The sequence below is a fragment of the Collinsella aerofaciens genome (assembly GCF_005844325.1).
GTDB classification, from domain to species: Bacteria; Actinomycetota; Coriobacteriia; order Coriobacteriales; family Coriobacteriaceae; genus Collinsella; species Collinsella aerofaciens_G.
On sequence record NZ_SPFY01000003.1, the window covers coordinates 20,604 to 36,390 of the forward strand.

At 63.7% G+C, this 15,787-nt stretch carries 9 protein-coding genes; 1 reads left to right on the top strand and 8 read right to left on the bottom strand.

What is annotated here, in order from left to right; all coding sequences use genetic code 11:
• Window positions 1–36: 36 nt before the first annotated feature.
• From FGQ61_RS01625 to FGQ61_RS01660, 8 genes are all read right to left on the bottom strand, one after another.
• Window positions 37–1,317 (bottom strand): tyrosine-type recombinase/integrase, encoded by a 1,281-nt coding sequence (locus FGQ61_RS01625; protein ID WP_138374360.1) that lies wholly within the window; start codon window positions 1,315–1,317, stop codon window positions 37–39.
• 828 nt (window positions 1,318–2,145) lie between these two features.
• A complete protein-coding gene (pknB, locus tag FGQ61_RS01630; protein WP_138374361.1) occupies window positions 2,146–4,107 on the bottom strand; it encodes a Stk1 family PASTA domain-containing Ser/Thr kinase in 1,962 nt (653 codons plus the stop codon).
• Between the two features lie 132 nt (window positions 4,108–4,239).
• On the bottom strand, window positions 4,240–7,110 hold the full coding sequence (locus FGQ61_RS01635; protein WP_138374362.1) for an FtsW/RodA/SpoVE family cell cycle protein: 2,871 nt from the start codon (window positions 7,108–7,110) through the stop codon (window positions 4,240–4,242).
• A gap of 16 nt (window positions 7,111–7,126) precedes the next feature.
• A complete protein-coding gene (locus FGQ61_RS01640; protein WP_138374363.1) occupies window positions 7,127–9,025 on the bottom strand; it encodes a Stp1/IreP family PP2C-type Ser/Thr phosphatase in 1,899 nt (632 codons plus the stop codon).
• Window positions 9,022–9,438, bottom strand: a complete 417-nt coding sequence (locus FGQ61_RS01645) for an FHA domain-containing protein (protein ID WP_006235180.1) — start codon at window positions 9,436–9,438, stop codon at window positions 9,022–9,024. Before FGQ61_RS01645 ends, FGQ61_RS01640 begins: the two co-directional genes overlap by 4 nt.
• A gap of 6 nt (window positions 9,439–9,444) precedes the next feature.
• The gene (locus tag FGQ61_RS01650) at window positions 9,445–10,455 is read right to left on the bottom strand and encodes an FhaA domain-containing protein (protein WP_138374364.1); all 1,011 of its coding nucleotides are present in this window, start codon (window positions 10,453–10,455) and stop codon (window positions 9,445–9,447) included.
• Window positions 10,452–12,305: a serine/threonine-protein kinase gene (locus tag FGQ61_RS01655; RefSeq protein WP_138374365.1), complete on the bottom strand. Its 1,854-nt coding sequence runs from the start codon at window positions 12,303–12,305 to the stop codon at window positions 10,452–10,454. The genes FGQ61_RS01650 and FGQ61_RS01655 overlap by 4 nt, the downstream gene beginning before the upstream one ends.
• A gap of 141 nt (window positions 12,306–12,446) precedes the next feature.
• Complete coding sequence (locus FGQ61_RS01660; RefSeq protein ID WP_138374366.1) at window positions 12,447–13,163, bottom strand: hypothetical protein; 717 nt, start codon at window positions 13,161–13,163, stop codon at window positions 12,447–12,449.
• Between the two features lie 115 nt (window positions 13,164–13,278).
• Between FGQ61_RS01660 and dnaX the strand changes: the two genes are divergently transcribed.
• A complete protein-coding gene (gene dnaX, locus FGQ61_RS01665) occupies window positions 13,279–15,771 on the top strand; it encodes a DNA polymerase III subunit gamma/tau (protein ID WP_138374367.1) in 2,493 nt (830 codons plus the stop codon).
• The last annotated feature ends 16 nt before the right edge of the window (window positions 15,772–15,787 follow it).

Sequence of the window (15,787 nt, forward strand, 5' to 3'; positions counted from 1 at the left end):
AGCAAGAGAAGGGCCGGGTATATCTCGGCCCTTCCTTTATGAACTGCTCTTTTGGGAAATGAGCTCGCCGAAGGCATCTGCTGCCTTACGGTCGTTTGCCTCGATGGCGTGGGAGTAGATGGAAAGCGTCGTGCTCGGAGACGCGTGGCCAAGTCTTGCCTGGACGGTCTTCACGTCTGCGCCTTCTCCGATAAGGAGCGTCGCCTGCGTGTGCCGCAGGGCGTGGGGGACGAGCCCACTGTATCCCGTGCCCCTCACGTGCTCTTTGCCGTTTCGCTGGAATCTTCTGGTGATATTGCTGTAGCTCCCAAAGCCGTTATCGACGCAGAAGTCGCGGAACCATCGGTCGAAGTTGTGGCCGTCTACGTTGACGACTGTGGCGTATATGCCATCCTCGGTCGTGACGACCTTTATGCCGTTGACGATAGGCGTCTTGTCGTCCTGATCGAGAGTGTATCGGTTGAGTTGCGCCCGCTGTTCCAGCTTCCATTTGCCGAGATAGCGGGCCAGGGAGTCGTTGATTGCTATGGTGCGTCGGCTCATCTTCGATTTTGGTGCTCGGAGAGTCTTGTCATTGGTGAACTGATTCGACACGCTCAACGTGCGCCGCCCAAGGTCGATGTCGCCCCAAGTCAAGCCGAGCATCTCGCCGCGTCGGAGACCACATTGGAGCAGGAGCATGGTGCCTGTTGCCTTGGCCGACAGTGGTTCATCCATGAGGCAAGACAGAAATCGTGAAGCCTCGTCTGCCGTAAGCGGAGCTCTTTCCCTGTAAGTTGGTTTGGGAAGCTTGATCGGCGTGCATGGGTTACGAAGGATGAGCTCGTTGTCTACGGCGTCTTGGAGAATCTGTCGCAGCTTGACATGTGTCCCGTGTAACTCGGCTTCGGACATTCCTCTTTTGCGGGCGTCTGCGTAGATGCGCCGTATATCGTCAGGGTGGAGGTCGGCAAGTCGGATATGGCCGAACATCTCTTGAATATGGCTAATGTAGTTGCCCTCACGGGCGTAGGCGAGCGGTGACTTGAAGCTCTTTATCCTTAGGCTGTGGAAGTCCTCGGCGTACTTTACGACGGTGAGGTTTCCGCTGTCACGGACGATACCGGAGTTCAACTCCTCCTTGTATTCTTCCAGGGCTTTGCGGAGCATTGCCTGTTGTGTGCGTCTACTCACACCTTCGCAGTGCAGCGTTCTCTTGGATGAGTAGGCGTATTTGCCGGTCTTGGGGTCCTTGCCGAGGTTGAAGCGGTATTGGAACACCCCTTCTTTAACTTGATATACGCTGCCGTTTCCGACAACTCTTGGTCTGGTGCTCATGGTGGGATTCCTTGGGATTAGGCTAGGGGCAAGCCTTTAAGGGCTTGCCCCTAGCCTAATCCCAAAATTCTACCCAGGCAAGAGTATCTGGGTAGAATTAGGGTAGAAAATTTTTGAAGCCTTTATCTCGCGATTCTTGAAACATGCCGTTTTACATGCGGCTATATAAAATTGTATAAAATTATAAAACACCAGCTCAGATAGAAATACAAGACCTCCTAAAGCGGGTGTCGACGGTTCGAATCCGCCCGGGGGCACCAGAAGATTATGACGGCGTCGCGAGAGCGGCGCCGTTTCTGGTTTGTGGGGACCGCCGGCGGATTCGGACCGTCGACACCCGCGTCACCAATTTCCCCGCGGGGGGGGGAGTTTTCGAATCCGCCCGGGGGCACCAGAAGATTATGACGGCGTCGCGAGGGCGGCGCCGTTTCTGGTTTGTGGGGACCGCCGGCGGATTCGGACCGTCGACACCCGCGTCACCAATTTCCCCGCGGGGGGGGGAGTTTTCGAATCCGCCCGGGGGCACCAGAAGATTATGACGGCGTCGCGAGGGCGGCGCCGTTTCTGGTTTGTGGGGACCGCCGGCGGATTCGGACCGTCGACACCCGCGTCACCAATTTCCCCGCGGGGGGAGTTTTCGAATCCGCCCGGGGGCACCAGAGGAATATCGAGCCCGGTACCGTTACGGTGCCGGGCTCTTCTGGTTTAAGGCATGCCGTAGTATTCGCTGCTTCAGATAAAGAAAGCGCCCGCTTGCTGGGGGAGCAAGCGGGCGCCTGTGAGCGAATATGTTTGCGGCGAGAGCCGTGATGGGCGGTGGGGTGGCGACTAGTTGGTCGTACCGGAATCGTCACCCGTGCCCGAGCCAGAGCCCGAACCCGAGCCAGAAAGTGCGACCGTTAGCGTGATCGTGCTGTCGGTGGACTGCTTGCCGGTGGGGGAGACGCCCGTAACGGTGGCATCCTCGTTACCGCTCACGGGATTGCCGTTCTGGTCACAGAAGCCAATGTTATAGAAACCGGCGTTGTTGAGCGCGGTAACAGCGGCGGAAATGCTCTTACCGTACAGGTTGCCCGGGACAGTGGCCTTGCCGGACTTCTTGGCAATGACGACGGTAATCGTGGCGCCGGGCTTCTGCTTGCCGCTGGGGTTCCAGCTGATCACGGTGCCCTCGGTAACCGAGTCGTTCTCCTGGTAGCTAACGTCGACGCCAAAGCCTGCCATATCGAGGGCGTTGCGCGCCTGGGCCTCGGTCATGTCGGTCAGATCGGGGACGGACGTGGTATCCGGGCCGCTCGAGACCTTGTACGAGATGGTCGTGCCCTTCTCGACTTCCTTGCCGGCATCAGTGCCCTGCTCAAAGACCTGGCCTTCGTCGGCCTCGTTGGCCTCCTCGGTTGCGTTGCCCTTCAGGCCCACGCTTGCCAGCGCGGCCTCGGCCTGGTCCTTGGTCAGGCCGACGAGCTGCGGAACCTCAACTTTCTCGGAGGGCTTGGGGCCCTTGGAGATCACCAGGTTCACCTTGGAGCCCTTGGGCTTCTTAGTGTTGCCGTTGGGGGTCTGCTCGGCAACCTTGCCCTCGTCGACATCGTCGTTATAGCTCTGGTCGACAGTTCCGACCTCAAGGCCGGCCTCCTTGATCAGCTCGATAGCGGTCTGCTGGTCCTTGTTAAGCACATCGGGCACCGTAACCTGCTCGCCCCCAAAGAGCCCGGTGGCGAAGGCCACCACAACGCCAACCACGGCGATTGCGGCGACTACGGCGGCGATAATCTTGTTCTTGTTGGACTTGGGCTGATCGACCTCGTAGGAACCGGTGGAACCCGAGACGGCGCTGCGGGGGTTGGTCTGTCCGCTTACGCCCGATACGGGGCGAACCATAGCGCGCGTGGAGTCAGACAGCTCACGGGTCTTGGTAGCGCCCAGCTCACCGGGGGCGCCGATGATGCGCGTGGGCTCCGAGACGTTGACGGCACGGCCCGACAGGTAGCTGTTGAGCACCTGACGCAGCTCGTCGGCGGTCTGGAAGCGGTTTGCCGGGTCCTTCTCCATGCACTTGAGGATGATGCGCTCAAGGTCGGCGTCGACACCGGAGTTGATCTGGCTCGGCGGAATAGGCAACTCGTTGACCTGCTTGAGTGCGACCGAGATGGCGTCGTCGCCGTCAAAGGGTACGCGGCCGGTGGCGCACTCGTACATGACGACACCCAGCGAGTAGATATCCGAGGTGGGGCCGAGGTCCTGGCCGCGGGTCTGTTCGGGGCTTACATAGTGGGCGGTGCCCAGCACGTTGTTATCCTGCGTGAGGTGGCTGTTCTTGGCGCGTGCGATGCCAAAATCCATGACCTTGATATTGCCGTCGGGCAGCACCATGATGTTTTGCGGCTTAATGTCGCGGTGGATAATCTCGTGCTTGTGTGCGACCGAAAGCGCGGAGCTGATCTGCGAGCCGATCTGCGCGACCTTCTTGGGATCGAGGGCGCCGTGGCTCTTGATGCCGCTCTTAAGGTCGGTACCGCGCAGGTACTCCATGACGATGTAATAGGTGTCGCCATCCTTGCCCCAGTCGTAGACGCCCACGATATAGGGGGAGGACAGGCCGGCCGCTGCCTGGGCCTCCTGCTTAAAGCGGGCGGCGAAGGTGGCGTCGCCGGCATACTGCGGCAGCATGATCTTGACGGCAACCGTGCGGTCGAGGACCTGATCCTGTGCACGGAAGACGGTCGCCATACCGCCCGTTCCCACCTTATCCTTGAGGAGGTATCTTCCCCCGAGGACCCTCTGTTCCATTCCTGCTCCTAACATAACTATTCGCTCAACGATGTGTGTAGTACCAAATGTATGGCCGCTGGGGCCGTGTGGCGCGTTGTCGCTAGCTCATCGGCCGCGGCGCGTCCCAAGTATCCGCTTTGATCACGGGCATCACGCTCCCTGTGCGGCGAGCGCCGCGGTCAGGACGATGCCGGCGATCTTGGCCGCCTCGACGTCGTGTTTGTCGTAATCCTCCAGGGCCACCGAGATGGCAACCGTGGGTGAATCGTAAGGTGCAAAGCCAACAAACATAGAGTTGACGTTGGTGCCGCCGGTCTCGGCCGAACCGGTCTTGCCGGCAACCTTGACGCCCGGAATCTGGGCATCGGTGCCGGTACCGGACTGGACGACGGCGAGCATGGCCTGCTTGACCTGGTCGGCCGTGGCAGAGCTGACAGCCTGGCCCAGCGAGCGGGACTGCGTGGTCTTAACCACGGTTCCGTCCGGGGCGAGTATCTGGGACACAAAGAACGGGTCCATGACCACGCCGCTGTTGGCGATAGCCGCAGCGATCACGCAATTCTGCATAACGGTGGTCTGCGGGCCAGGCGTGTGGTCCATGCCGACGGGCTGTCCGGCGCCTGCCCAAGCGGTCTCCCATTCGGTCATAAGCGACGGGTCGGCCATGATGGAAGCCGCGGTGGTCAGATCCTGGCCGAGCTTTTGACCGTAGCCAAAGGCGTTGGCAAACTGGACGAGCGAGCTGGCGCCGACCTCGTTTGCCACCTGGCCAAAGACGACGTTGGACGACACGGCGAAGGCCTGCTGCAGGCTGATGGTGCCGTAGCTCTCGTTGGCATCGTTGGTGACCGGCGCGTTGCCAATATCCATGGAGCCGGGCGCCTGGTACGTGCTGGTAAGGCTGGCGGTGCCGGTCTCGAGCGCCGCGGAGAGTGTGACGACCTTAAAGGTCGAGCCCGGGGTGTAGAGCGCGTCCATGGCGCGGTCGTACATGGAGCCGTCCTCGCCGCCGCCCGACTGGAGCAGCGCATCGATGTTGGTGTTGTCGTAGGTGGGCGAGCTCGCGCACGCAAGGACCGCACCGGTGCGCGGATCCATGACCACCACAGCGCCCTTAAAGCCCTTGAGCGCCTGCTCGGCAGCCGTCTGGATGCGCGAGTCGATGGTGAGCTTGGCGGTATTGCCCGGCTGGGTCTGCCCCGCGAGCGACGCGATGGCGTTGTTCCAGCTGGAGTAATCCTTGGAGCCGGTGAGCGTATCGTTCATGACGCTCTCGATGCCGGCGGTGCCGTATTGCTGGCTCACGTAGCCCACCACGTGCGCGGCCATGTTGCCGTTGGGGTAGGAACGGGCGTAGGTGCCGTCCTCCTGCTGCAACGACTCGGCTAGCGTCACGCCGTCGGACGTGATGATGGAGCCACGCTGGATGTACTTGGAGCGGGCGATGGTGTGGTTGTTGGTCGGCATGTCCTGATAGTCCTTCGCCTTGATGACCTGGACATAGGTGAGGTTGCCGATAAGGATGGCGAACAGCGCCGTGAAAGCAAACACGGCACGAGTCAGACGGTTGGCAAGTGCCACGCGGCCGAGCACGCCGGACTCTGGCGTGTCGAGCAGGCGACGACGCATGCGAGAGCCCGCGGAGTGGTTGCCGTGGCTGTAGGAAGGTGCGCTGGCAAAACGCGTACCGGTCGGGGCGACGGCGGATGCGACCTGGTCATCGGTGATGGCGGCCATGGTGCCGGTGCCGGTGAGCTCGGCTTCGCGTCCGGTTGCCTCGTCGCCGGCGCGCAGCAGTAGCGCGACGATGATAAAGCTCGCCAGCAGCGAGGAGCCGCCCTGGCTCATAAAGGGCAGGGTGACGCCAGTCAGCGGGATCAGGCGGGTTACGCCGCCAACGATTAAGAATGCCTGGAAGCTGATGGCCGCCGTAAGGCCGGTCGCGCTAAAGGCGGCAAGGTCGGACTTGGCGCGGGCGGCCGTGGTGAGGCCACGCACGGCAAAAAGCATAAACAGGATGAGCACGGCGCCGCCGCCCAAAAGGCCCATTTCCTCGCCGATGGCCGAGAAGATAAAGTCGGACTCGACGACGGGGATGTTGTTTGCCATGCCGTTGCCGATGCCGACGCCAACCAGGCCACCGTCAGCCAGCGAGTAAAGTGACTGTACGATCTGGTAGCCCTGGCCCTGGGCGTCCTTAAACGGATCGACCCAGACCTGAAAGCGCACCTGCACGTGCGACAGGAACTTGTAGGCGCCCACGGCTCCAACGGCCAGCAGCGCAAGGCCGATGATGACGTACGAAAAACGTCCCGTGGCAACATAGAGCATCAGCAAAAAGATGGTGTAGAACAGGACGGCCGAGCCCAGGTCGCGTTCGAAGACGACGATGAGCAGGCACACGCCCCACACGGCAAACAGCGGCAGCAGCAGGCGGAAGCGCGGAATCTTGAGGCCCAGGATCTTGCGGTTGGAGATGGAGAGCAGCTCGCGGTTCTCGGCCAGATAGCCTGCCAGGAACAAGACGATGAAGACCTTGGCGAACTCGCCAGGCTGGATGGTGAAGCCCGCGATGCGAATCCACAGCTTGGAGCCCGAGATCGTGGTGCCGATAAAGATCGGCAGCATCAGCAGGATGATGCCGATAATGCCAAAGGTGTACTTGTAGCGCATGACCACGTCGAGGTTCTTAACCAGTGCGAGCGTTCCCACCATGAGCGCCACCGAGACAAACAAGATGATGAGCTGCGAGATGGCGAGGTCGGGGGCCAGGCGCGTCACGAATGTGATGCCGATGCCCGAGAGCACAAAGACGATGGGCAGGATGGCGGGGTCGGCGCCGGGCGCCAGGATGCGCACGGCGATATGCGCCGCGGCGAAGGCGGCGAACAGGCCGATCGGCACGGCGAGCGTCTCAAAGGAAACCGTGGCACCCGCGGTGAGCACGTACATCGCATAGAGCAGGATGACGGGGAACGCCGAGGCGATGAGCAAGAGCAGTTCGGTGTTGCGGCGACTCATAAGCGGCACTCCCTTTCTAATTCTTATCGGAGGCTTCGGCCTCGGCTGACTGTTCGGCGGTTTTCTCGGAATCTGACTCGGATGTGGATTCCTGATCGGTGTTGTCGCGAATCGTTTGCGCGTCAATCACCTGACGGGTCTGCTCCTCGTCAATCTGATGGCGGTACTTGGAAATGGTGTCCTGCGCATCGTCGACGCTCGTTTGTGGAATGCCTGCCTTCAGGCGGTTTTGCGTGTCTTCGGGCAGGTCGGACAGCTTGATGCTGGTTTCGCTCTCGAGCCAGTGGAGCTCGACCCCGAGCGTCTTGCCGGGTAGGCCGCGCCAGACGGCGACATTGCCGTGGTAGGTTCCCAAGTAATAGGAGCCGGTGACGCCCGTGTATGCCCAGATGCCTGCTACCAGCACAAAGACAAGGGCCAAGATGGAGGCGATGGTGACATTGCGGCGTCGGACGCGTTTTGCCTCGCGCATGACGCCGTCGTCGACCAGATCGACGACCACCACGGTCACGTTGTCGTGGCCGCCGGCGGCGAGCGCCGCGTCCACCAAGTTGTCGACACAGATCTGTGCGCTCGAAGACTGCGTGGCGATGTTCTCGATATCGCTATCGGGAATCATGCTCGAAAGACCGTCGGAGCACAGAATCAGGCGGTCGCCTTCCTCGATGTGCAGGGTAAAGTGGTCGGCATACATGGCGGGATCCGAGCCCAGCGCGCGGGTGATGACCGAGCGGTTGGGGTGGACGCGGGCCTCGTCGGCCGTAATCTCGCCGGCATCCACGAGCTCCTCCACGTAGGAGTGGTCGCGGGTCACGCGGATGAGCGTACCCTCGTGGAGCAGGTAGGCGCGCGAGTCGCCCACGTGGGCGATGGCGAGCGTGTCGTTTTCGATGTAGGCACAGGTGGCCGTGCACCCCATGCCGGGTTTGCCCAGGCCGTTGAGGGCGGCCTCGATCACGGCGGCGTTGGCGGCCTCAACGGCTGCGGCCAGGCGCGCGGCGTCGGCGGACTGCGGCGCCGTCTTGGCGATGGTCTCGACGGCGATGGAGGATGCCACCTCGCCGGCGGCGTGTCCTCCCATGCCGTCGCACACGCAAAAGAGCGGCGACTGCACCAGATAGGAGTCCTCATTGTGCGGGCGTACGCATCCGACGTCGGAGCGGGCGCCCCACATAAGCTGCGTGGTGGTGCCGGCGTCGTAGGTCGAGTCGGTCTCGATGCGCTCGTCGGTCAGCGGCTCAAAGCTCATGGTCGAGCCGGGATCTTTGAGCTTTGCCTCCACGGCCGCGACATCGATCTCGGCGGTGTCGCCGGGGGAGACGGTGTCAGCATCGTTGCCCGACTCGACGTCGGAGACGTCCGGAAGGTTGAGATCTTCGGTTACGCGGTCGGCGGGATTGCCGTCCTGCTGCGGCTCGACAGCCGTCGGCTCGGGCGTCGCAAAGTGCGACGGCGCGGGCGTGCTCTGGGGTTGAGCGGAGGGCTCGGGAGCTGTGGCGGGCGCGGCAACGGGCTGCTCGACTTCGGCAGGCGTTGCGGATGCGGGTGCCGCCTCGCTTGCCGGGGCGACGGGGAATACCGGCGCGGCAGGCTCGGGGGCTGCAAACACGGCAGCGCTCTCGTTAATCGCCTCGGCGACGGGCTCGGCAAAGTGAGCCGGTGCGGGCGTTGCCTCCGGTTCCGCGGACTGCTCGGCAGCGTGCGCGCCGATGGGGGCATCGAGCTGCTCGGTGTCGGCGTCCTCGTCATCGACGAGTGCCGGATATTCTTGAGTTACATGCGAAAGAGGCAGGGAGAACACGGTGTCCTCGGGCTCCACGGTCGCAGGGCGCGCCGGAGCGGCATGAGCCGGCGCAGCTGCGGGGGCAGTCGGCGTCTCGGGCATGGTTGCGGACTTGTTCTCCTCGTCGATCATCGACGGTTCACCTTCATGACCACGTCGCCAATCTGGACCTCATCACCCTCGCGCAGCGTTGCGGGCTCCACCAGCTGACGCCCGTTAACGAGCGTGCCGTTCAGCGAGTTGAGGTCTTCGATGATGAGTGCCGGGCCCTGCAGCGAAAAGCGTGCGTGCGAGGCCGAGACAAACGGTTCGTTGATGCAGATGTCCGAGGACGGCGAGCGGCCCACGATGACGGGGCCGAGCATGTCTACATGGATGCCACGGATGCCGCGCGGACCCTTGTCCACATCGATCGTCCAGATAGCGGAGTCGCGGCGCTGGCCGCGTACGAGTCCCACGCCGGTTTTCATGACGGCGAACAGGAAGATGTAGAGCAGGGCGACCAGGACGATGCGGCCTGCAAAAAGGACGATATCGATGTTCATAAGCGACTATCCCCTAAATTCAAAGGTGCTCAGGCCAAACGTCAGCAGGTCGCCGTTGCGCAGCGGGCAGCGCGTGATGCGGCGGTTGTTGACGAGCGTGCCGTTGGTGGAATTGAGGTCCTCGATCGACCAGTCCGAACCGGTAAAGGTGAGTTGGGCGTGACGACGCGACACGTTGGGGTCGCGCAGGGCGATGTCCGAAACCGAACGCTCGCGACCGATGGTCACCTGCGCGGAAGTGATGCTGTGGCTCTCGCCGCTCACGACGTCGACGAGCTGGGCGAGCGGGCGCTGCGGGGCGCGGGTGCTCGCCATGTTGGAGGCAATACCGGCCGCGGCGCCAAGGCCCACGGCGGCGCCGGTCGCGGCGGCTCCGCCCATGCCGGCGAGGGCGTCACGAGAGACGGTCTGCGGCACGGGGATGGGCGCGGCGGCGGGGTCGGGGACGCTGGGCGCAAAGGGATCGGCCACGGCGAGCGGGTCGGGAGCGGCGGCACGGGGCGACGGCTGCTGGGGCATGGCGGCGGGGTGCTGTTGCTGCGGAGCGGCGAATTGCTGCTTGCCGGCGCGGGGAGCGCTGGCGGCGCGGCTTGCGGCCGAGTTGTTCTGGCCCAGGCCATTCTGGTAAGCGCGTTCTTCCTCGTACAAACGACCGAGCGTGGGGGCGTCGACGTTCTCGGCAAAGACCGAGAACTTACCGGCACGCAGCTGCGGGTCGATCATAAAGCGAACGAGGGGTTCGCCGACAAACACATAGCGGCGCTTTTCGGCCTGTGCCTTCACAAACTCGCGGACTTCGCGCGAAAGCTCGGGGTAGAACGGGGCGAGCATGGGATCGTCGTCGGCGGCGATCAGGATGGTATAGAGTGCCGGCGCGGTGTTGACGCCGTTGATCACCAGAGTCTGATCCTCCATGTCGCGAGCGGCCTGCTTGGCAAGCTTCTTAAAGGAGAACGGGGCACGGGTGGCACCGAAGATGCCGGCCACGTGGTCCTCGAAGATGTTCAGGAAGTTCACGAAAGATCACTCTCCGTATAGGTTCTTTGGTATCCGAGCAAATATAGGCATATCCCAACGATTATAGAGGATAGGGTTCCCGCAACCGCCGCCTTGACGACGACCGCGCCCGCAAGGCTGGCAATTTCCATATGGTGTGCAAGACAGAGCGACGTCGCGGTGCCTATTCCGCAGCCGGCGATGGCAGCGATTGCAGCCAGGTTCGAGCCCTGCTCGGCACGCTTGGCATGGGCGTTGAGCAGCAGAGATGTCAGTGCAGCTGTCGCCGCGACAAGCACAACGGCAGCCCAGAAGAGCATGTCTCCCAGCGCCGCGGCAACATTGCCGAGCCCCAGCGCGCCTCCGGCGGAAAGCGCAACCGTAGCCAGGCGGCCAAAAAGCGCGCCCATCCCCGTGGCGGCCGCGGCGCTTGCCGGGCCGAGCCAAAAGGCCGCGATGCCGGCGGCGACCCCGGCGGCAAGGAGGACGTCGCCCGTTAGACAGCCAAGTGCCACCGCGCAGGTGAGCGCCGCGCTCGCGGCCGCCTCGGTGCGTCCCCAGGCGATCCACCAACCGGACATGGTGGCGGCAAAGAGCACCGCGACGGGTAGCATCGACAGGATGCCCTGCGTCTGCATGGTGGCGTTGGCCATAAGTACCAAAAAGCCCACGGCCGAGATGGCCGAGCCAATCTGCGGGGCCAGGCCGGCGGCCGCCCCAATCGCGATGGCCGCGGCAATAAGTCCGGGAAGCGCCGCGACGCCAGCCGTCTGCATGATCAAAAAGCTAAAGGCACCACACGTTAGCGCCGAGATGGCGCGCATGGTGTAATCGCGTGCGTGGCTCCAGCGCGTGCCGGCCCAGCCGAGTGCGGGGTCGACCTCGATGGTGTCGTCCTCATAGGGTAGCGATTCGATATCGTCTGCCGCGCGCTCGTCATCCGACAGCTCGCCCACCATCTGCTCCAGGCTGCGACGGCCCTCGCGCACGCTGCCCAAGTCGTCGAGCAGCTGGTCGCAAAATGCCTCAATGCTGTTGGGGCGGTCTTGCGGCATGGGGGAGAGGGCGCTCATGAGCGCAGCCTCGGCTCCCGGGGGAAAGTGCGGGATGAGCTCGCTGGGATAGGTGGCACCGCCGATGATACGGCCGAGCGAGTCGCCGGGCGTGGCGGCCATAAAGGGAGCGCTGCCGCACAGGCCCTCGTAGATCACACAGGCGAGGGCAAAGACATCGGCGCGCTCGTCAACCGTGCCAGTTTCGATGTCGAGCTGCTCGGGTGGCATGTAGCCGATGGTGCCGCCGCGCGAGCCGCCAAAGCCGCCGGCAGACGACAGCCGCGCCATGCCAAAGTCGGTGAGCTTTACATTGCCCGAGTGGTCGATGAGCACGTTGGCGGGCTTAATGTCCAGGTGGAGCACGCCGTTGCTATGGGCGAAAGTGAGTGCCTGGCCCAGCGTGTCGGCAATTGCCGCGGCCTCGTCAAAGGTGAGCGAATGGCCGTCCACACGATGCAAAAACTCGGCTAGGGACATGCCGTCGACATACTCCATGACCAGGTAGGCATAGGCGGTATCGTGCGTAAAGTCGATAACCTGCACGATATTGGGATGTTGAAGCATGGCGGCGGTGTGTGCCTCGCGCAGGACATCCATGATGTCGCTGGCGGGCATGCCGGCACCGCTTGTGAGGGGGATACGCTTAATGGCGACGCGACGGCGCAGGTGCGTGTCGCGGCAAATCTCGATGGAGCCAAAACCGCCGGTTGCAAGCGTCTCGAGCGGCTGGAACCGCTTGAGCAGCTCGCGAGAGCTGGTGCCCTCCAAGGGAACGTCCGGCGAGAACCGGGCGGTATGTTGCGAGAAAAGCGGCATGGCCAACCCTCGTGCGTTTAAAGTTCGTTTGCGAGCGGCGGGCCAGGGTCAAGCCGTTCGCGGTGGCATAGATGCTGCTAGTTTAGCACGCTCGGGCGCATGGTGAAGGTAGCGGGGCGAGGTGGCCTATCTGACTTGGCCTTAGCGCTTCTTCTTGTTCTTCTTCTGCTTGCGCTGTTTGGCCTTTGCGTTCTTGGGCTCGCTTTCCTGCTTGGCCTTGGCAGCGGCCTTTTCGGCCTTCATCTTCTTGCGTTTGGTCTCGATGCGCAGCTTTTTGTTGATGCGCGCCTTGAGGAAGGAGCCAAACTGCTCGGCATCACCACGTACAAAGGTGTCCTTGGGGATCGTCACGCCCTGCTCGGCGAACATGGCCACAAAGATGCGCTCGCCGTCGAGCACGTGGTCGAGCTTCTCAAACGGGAAGAACTGCGACTTGCCGCTCTTGCCCCAGACCATCAGGCCGTCCTCGTTGGCGGCGACGCGGCGGTAGCGGCCGCCCATGGACTCGTCGGCCTCGACGGCTTCGATAAAGTCGCGCGCGAGCGTATGGTGCAGATTTTTGCTCCACCAGGCCAAAAAGGCGCCGAACACGATCAGCACGACGCCGAACTTGATCCAGCTGCCGCCGGCCACCAGCATGCCGATGCCGATGAGCGCGGCAATCGCGGCGGCGACGTACAGGGAGCCACGGCGCCTGGGCGAGGCAACCAAGCGGGCGAAATCGGTGACGAGGTCGTTTTCGTACTGATACTCGTTGAGGTACAGGATGCCGTCGTCGGCTGCGGCCTGCTTCTCGAGCGCGACCTCGACCTGGTCGGCTGCTTCGGAGGGAACGAGGTTGCTCTCTGCGTCTGCCATGCTCTTTGGACTCCTATCGCGGCGGGCTCGCCGTACGGGTTATTATGGATGCAGTATGCCGTGCGACCGCATGGCCGCCGCGGCAACAAGACTCAGTATACCCGGGGGAGCACCCATGGAATCGTTGTACCGAAAGTATCGCCCGCTCACCTTCGACTCCGTGGTGGGCCAGCAGCATATCGTCTCGACGCTCGAGCACGCCATCACCGAGGGGCGCCTGTCCCACGCGTACCTGTTTTGCGGTCCGCGCGGCACGGGCAAGACCACCATGGCGCGTATTCTTGCCAAGGCGCTGCTCTGCCGCAATGCCGAGGCGGCGCGCGCCGAGGGTGCGAGCGGCTGCATGCCCGACGGCACCTGTGAGGAATGCGAGCTCATCGCCGAGGGCAACCACCCAGACGTCTACGAGCTCGATGCCGCAAGCCGCACCGGCGTAGACAACGTGCGCGAGGAGATCATCAACTCCGTCAACTTTGCCCCGGTGCGTGGCAAGTACAAGATCTATATCATCGACGAGGTCCACATGCTCACGACGGCGGCGTTTAACGCGCTGCTCAAGACGCTCGAGGAGCCGCCGGCGCACGTGATCTTTGTGCTGTGCACCACCGACCCGCAAAAGATTCTGGAGACCATCCTCTCGCGCTGCCAGCGCTTCGATTTCCACCGCATCGGTAACGAGGATATCGAGCATCGCCTGTCCTACGTGTGCGAGCAGGAGGGCTTCGATTACGACGACGAGGCGCTCGCCATCGTGGCGCGCCATGCCAAGGGCGGCATGCGCGACGCGCTTTCCACGCTGGAGCAGCTGAGCGTTTTTGGCAACGGAGCCGTGCATGCGGACGATGCCCGCTCGCTTTTGGGCGAGGTTTCGGACCAGATCCTGGGCGAGTTTGCGCGCGCCATTGCCGATCGTGATGTCGCCGAGCTCTATGGGCTGATTCGCGCGCAGGTCGAGGAAGGTAACGATCTGCTGGAACTGACGCGCGACCTGGTGGCGCACGTGCGCGACGTGTATGTTGCCTGCGTTGCCCGTGCCCGTGCCGAGTTGTTTGAGGGCGGCTCCGAGCAGGCCGAGGCGCTTGCTGCCGAGGCCGCTGCCTTTGGCGAGCATCCTGCCGACCGCCTGGCTCGTGTGCTGACAGTGCTCGACGATGCCGCACTGGAGATGAGGGGCGCGAGCGACGTGCGCCTGGTGCTCGAGATTGCCTGCACGCGTCTGGCGCGTCCCGAGGCTGATTTAACGATTGAGGCATTGGCCGAGCGCGTGGCACGCCTGGAGGCCATGGTTGCCAACGCCGCCGTGCCGGCGAGCGTGGCTGCTGCTCAGGCCGCCGCGCCTGCAGCATCCGTACCCGCTGCTGCCCAACAGCCGACGCTCATTTCGGGCGCCCGCGCTGCCGCCCCGGCGGCATCCGCTGCCCCCGCTGCTACGTCCGCGCGCCAGGGCGGTATGCCTTGGGACCGTGGTGCTGCCGCTCCGACGGCTCAGCCTGCGCCCCGTTCTGCGTCCGTGTCAGCTTCCAAGCCTGCAGCGCCTGCACCTCAGCCTGCGCCGGCTCCGACGCCTCAGCCCGTTGCGGCCCCCGCGCCTGCCACCGCTCCGGCACCTAAGCCCCAGTCCAACAACGCCGCCCAGGTTGCCGCCGCCGGTGCCGCCGAGACGCCCGCGGTCGAGGATGCCGGAGAGCTGCAGCGCAAATGGGCCGAGGTTGTCGAGCGTGTCAAGGCGCGTCAGGCTTCCTACGCAGGGCTTTTGCTCAACGCCCGCGCCACGGCCGACGACGGCTCCAAGCTCACGGTCTCGTTCCCCGCGGGTTCGACTTTTGCCATCAAGATGCTCGGTCGCGCCGATACGCAGTCGGTGGTCCTGCCGACGGTCTGCGCGGTCTTCGGTCGTCGTACCGTCGACTATGTCCTGGATGGGGGTGGCACGCCGGCTCCTCAACATGAGGAGCATTCTCCATCTGCACGGGCTGCGGTATCTGCGGACCCGCAACCCGTGTCCTCGGTGCCCCCTGCATCCTCGAGCGCCAGCGCGACGCAGCCAAAAGCGGCGCCGGTAGCGGCACCGACCCCGTCGGCGCCTGAACCCGCTGCGCCCAAACCGGCTGCTCCGATCCCCGCGCCCAAGTCCGCTGCCGCGCCTGCGCCCAAGTCATCCGACCTGGCCAAGGCCCCTTGGCTGCGCTCCGACAACCCTGCCGGTGCTCCTGCCACGGGCAAGCTCCCGACCGAGCCCGCGCCCCGAGCGCCCGAGCGCGCGTCCGTCCCCATGGCTCAGCCGCCTGCGCAGGCTGCGCCATGGGAATCCGAGCAGGTGCCCTACGACGATGCTATGGTCGGTGGTTTTGCTGCCGATGCCGGCGGGGACGATCTGCCCCCGTTCGACGTGCCGGGTGCGGCGTCCGCGACCAAGGCCGCTGCTGTGGCACCCGCAGCCTCTGCAAACGACGACGTCCCCGCCGCTCCCTGGGAATCCAATCCCGGTGCTGGCAGCCCCTTCGGCCATCAGGGCGCAGCCCCGAGCATCCCGCAGACCGAGGACGAGGCCAAGGCCCTCATCCGCAGCGTCTTTGGCCAGGCCACCATCTTCAAGCCGGTGGAGTAGCTGCGTAGGCGGGTAT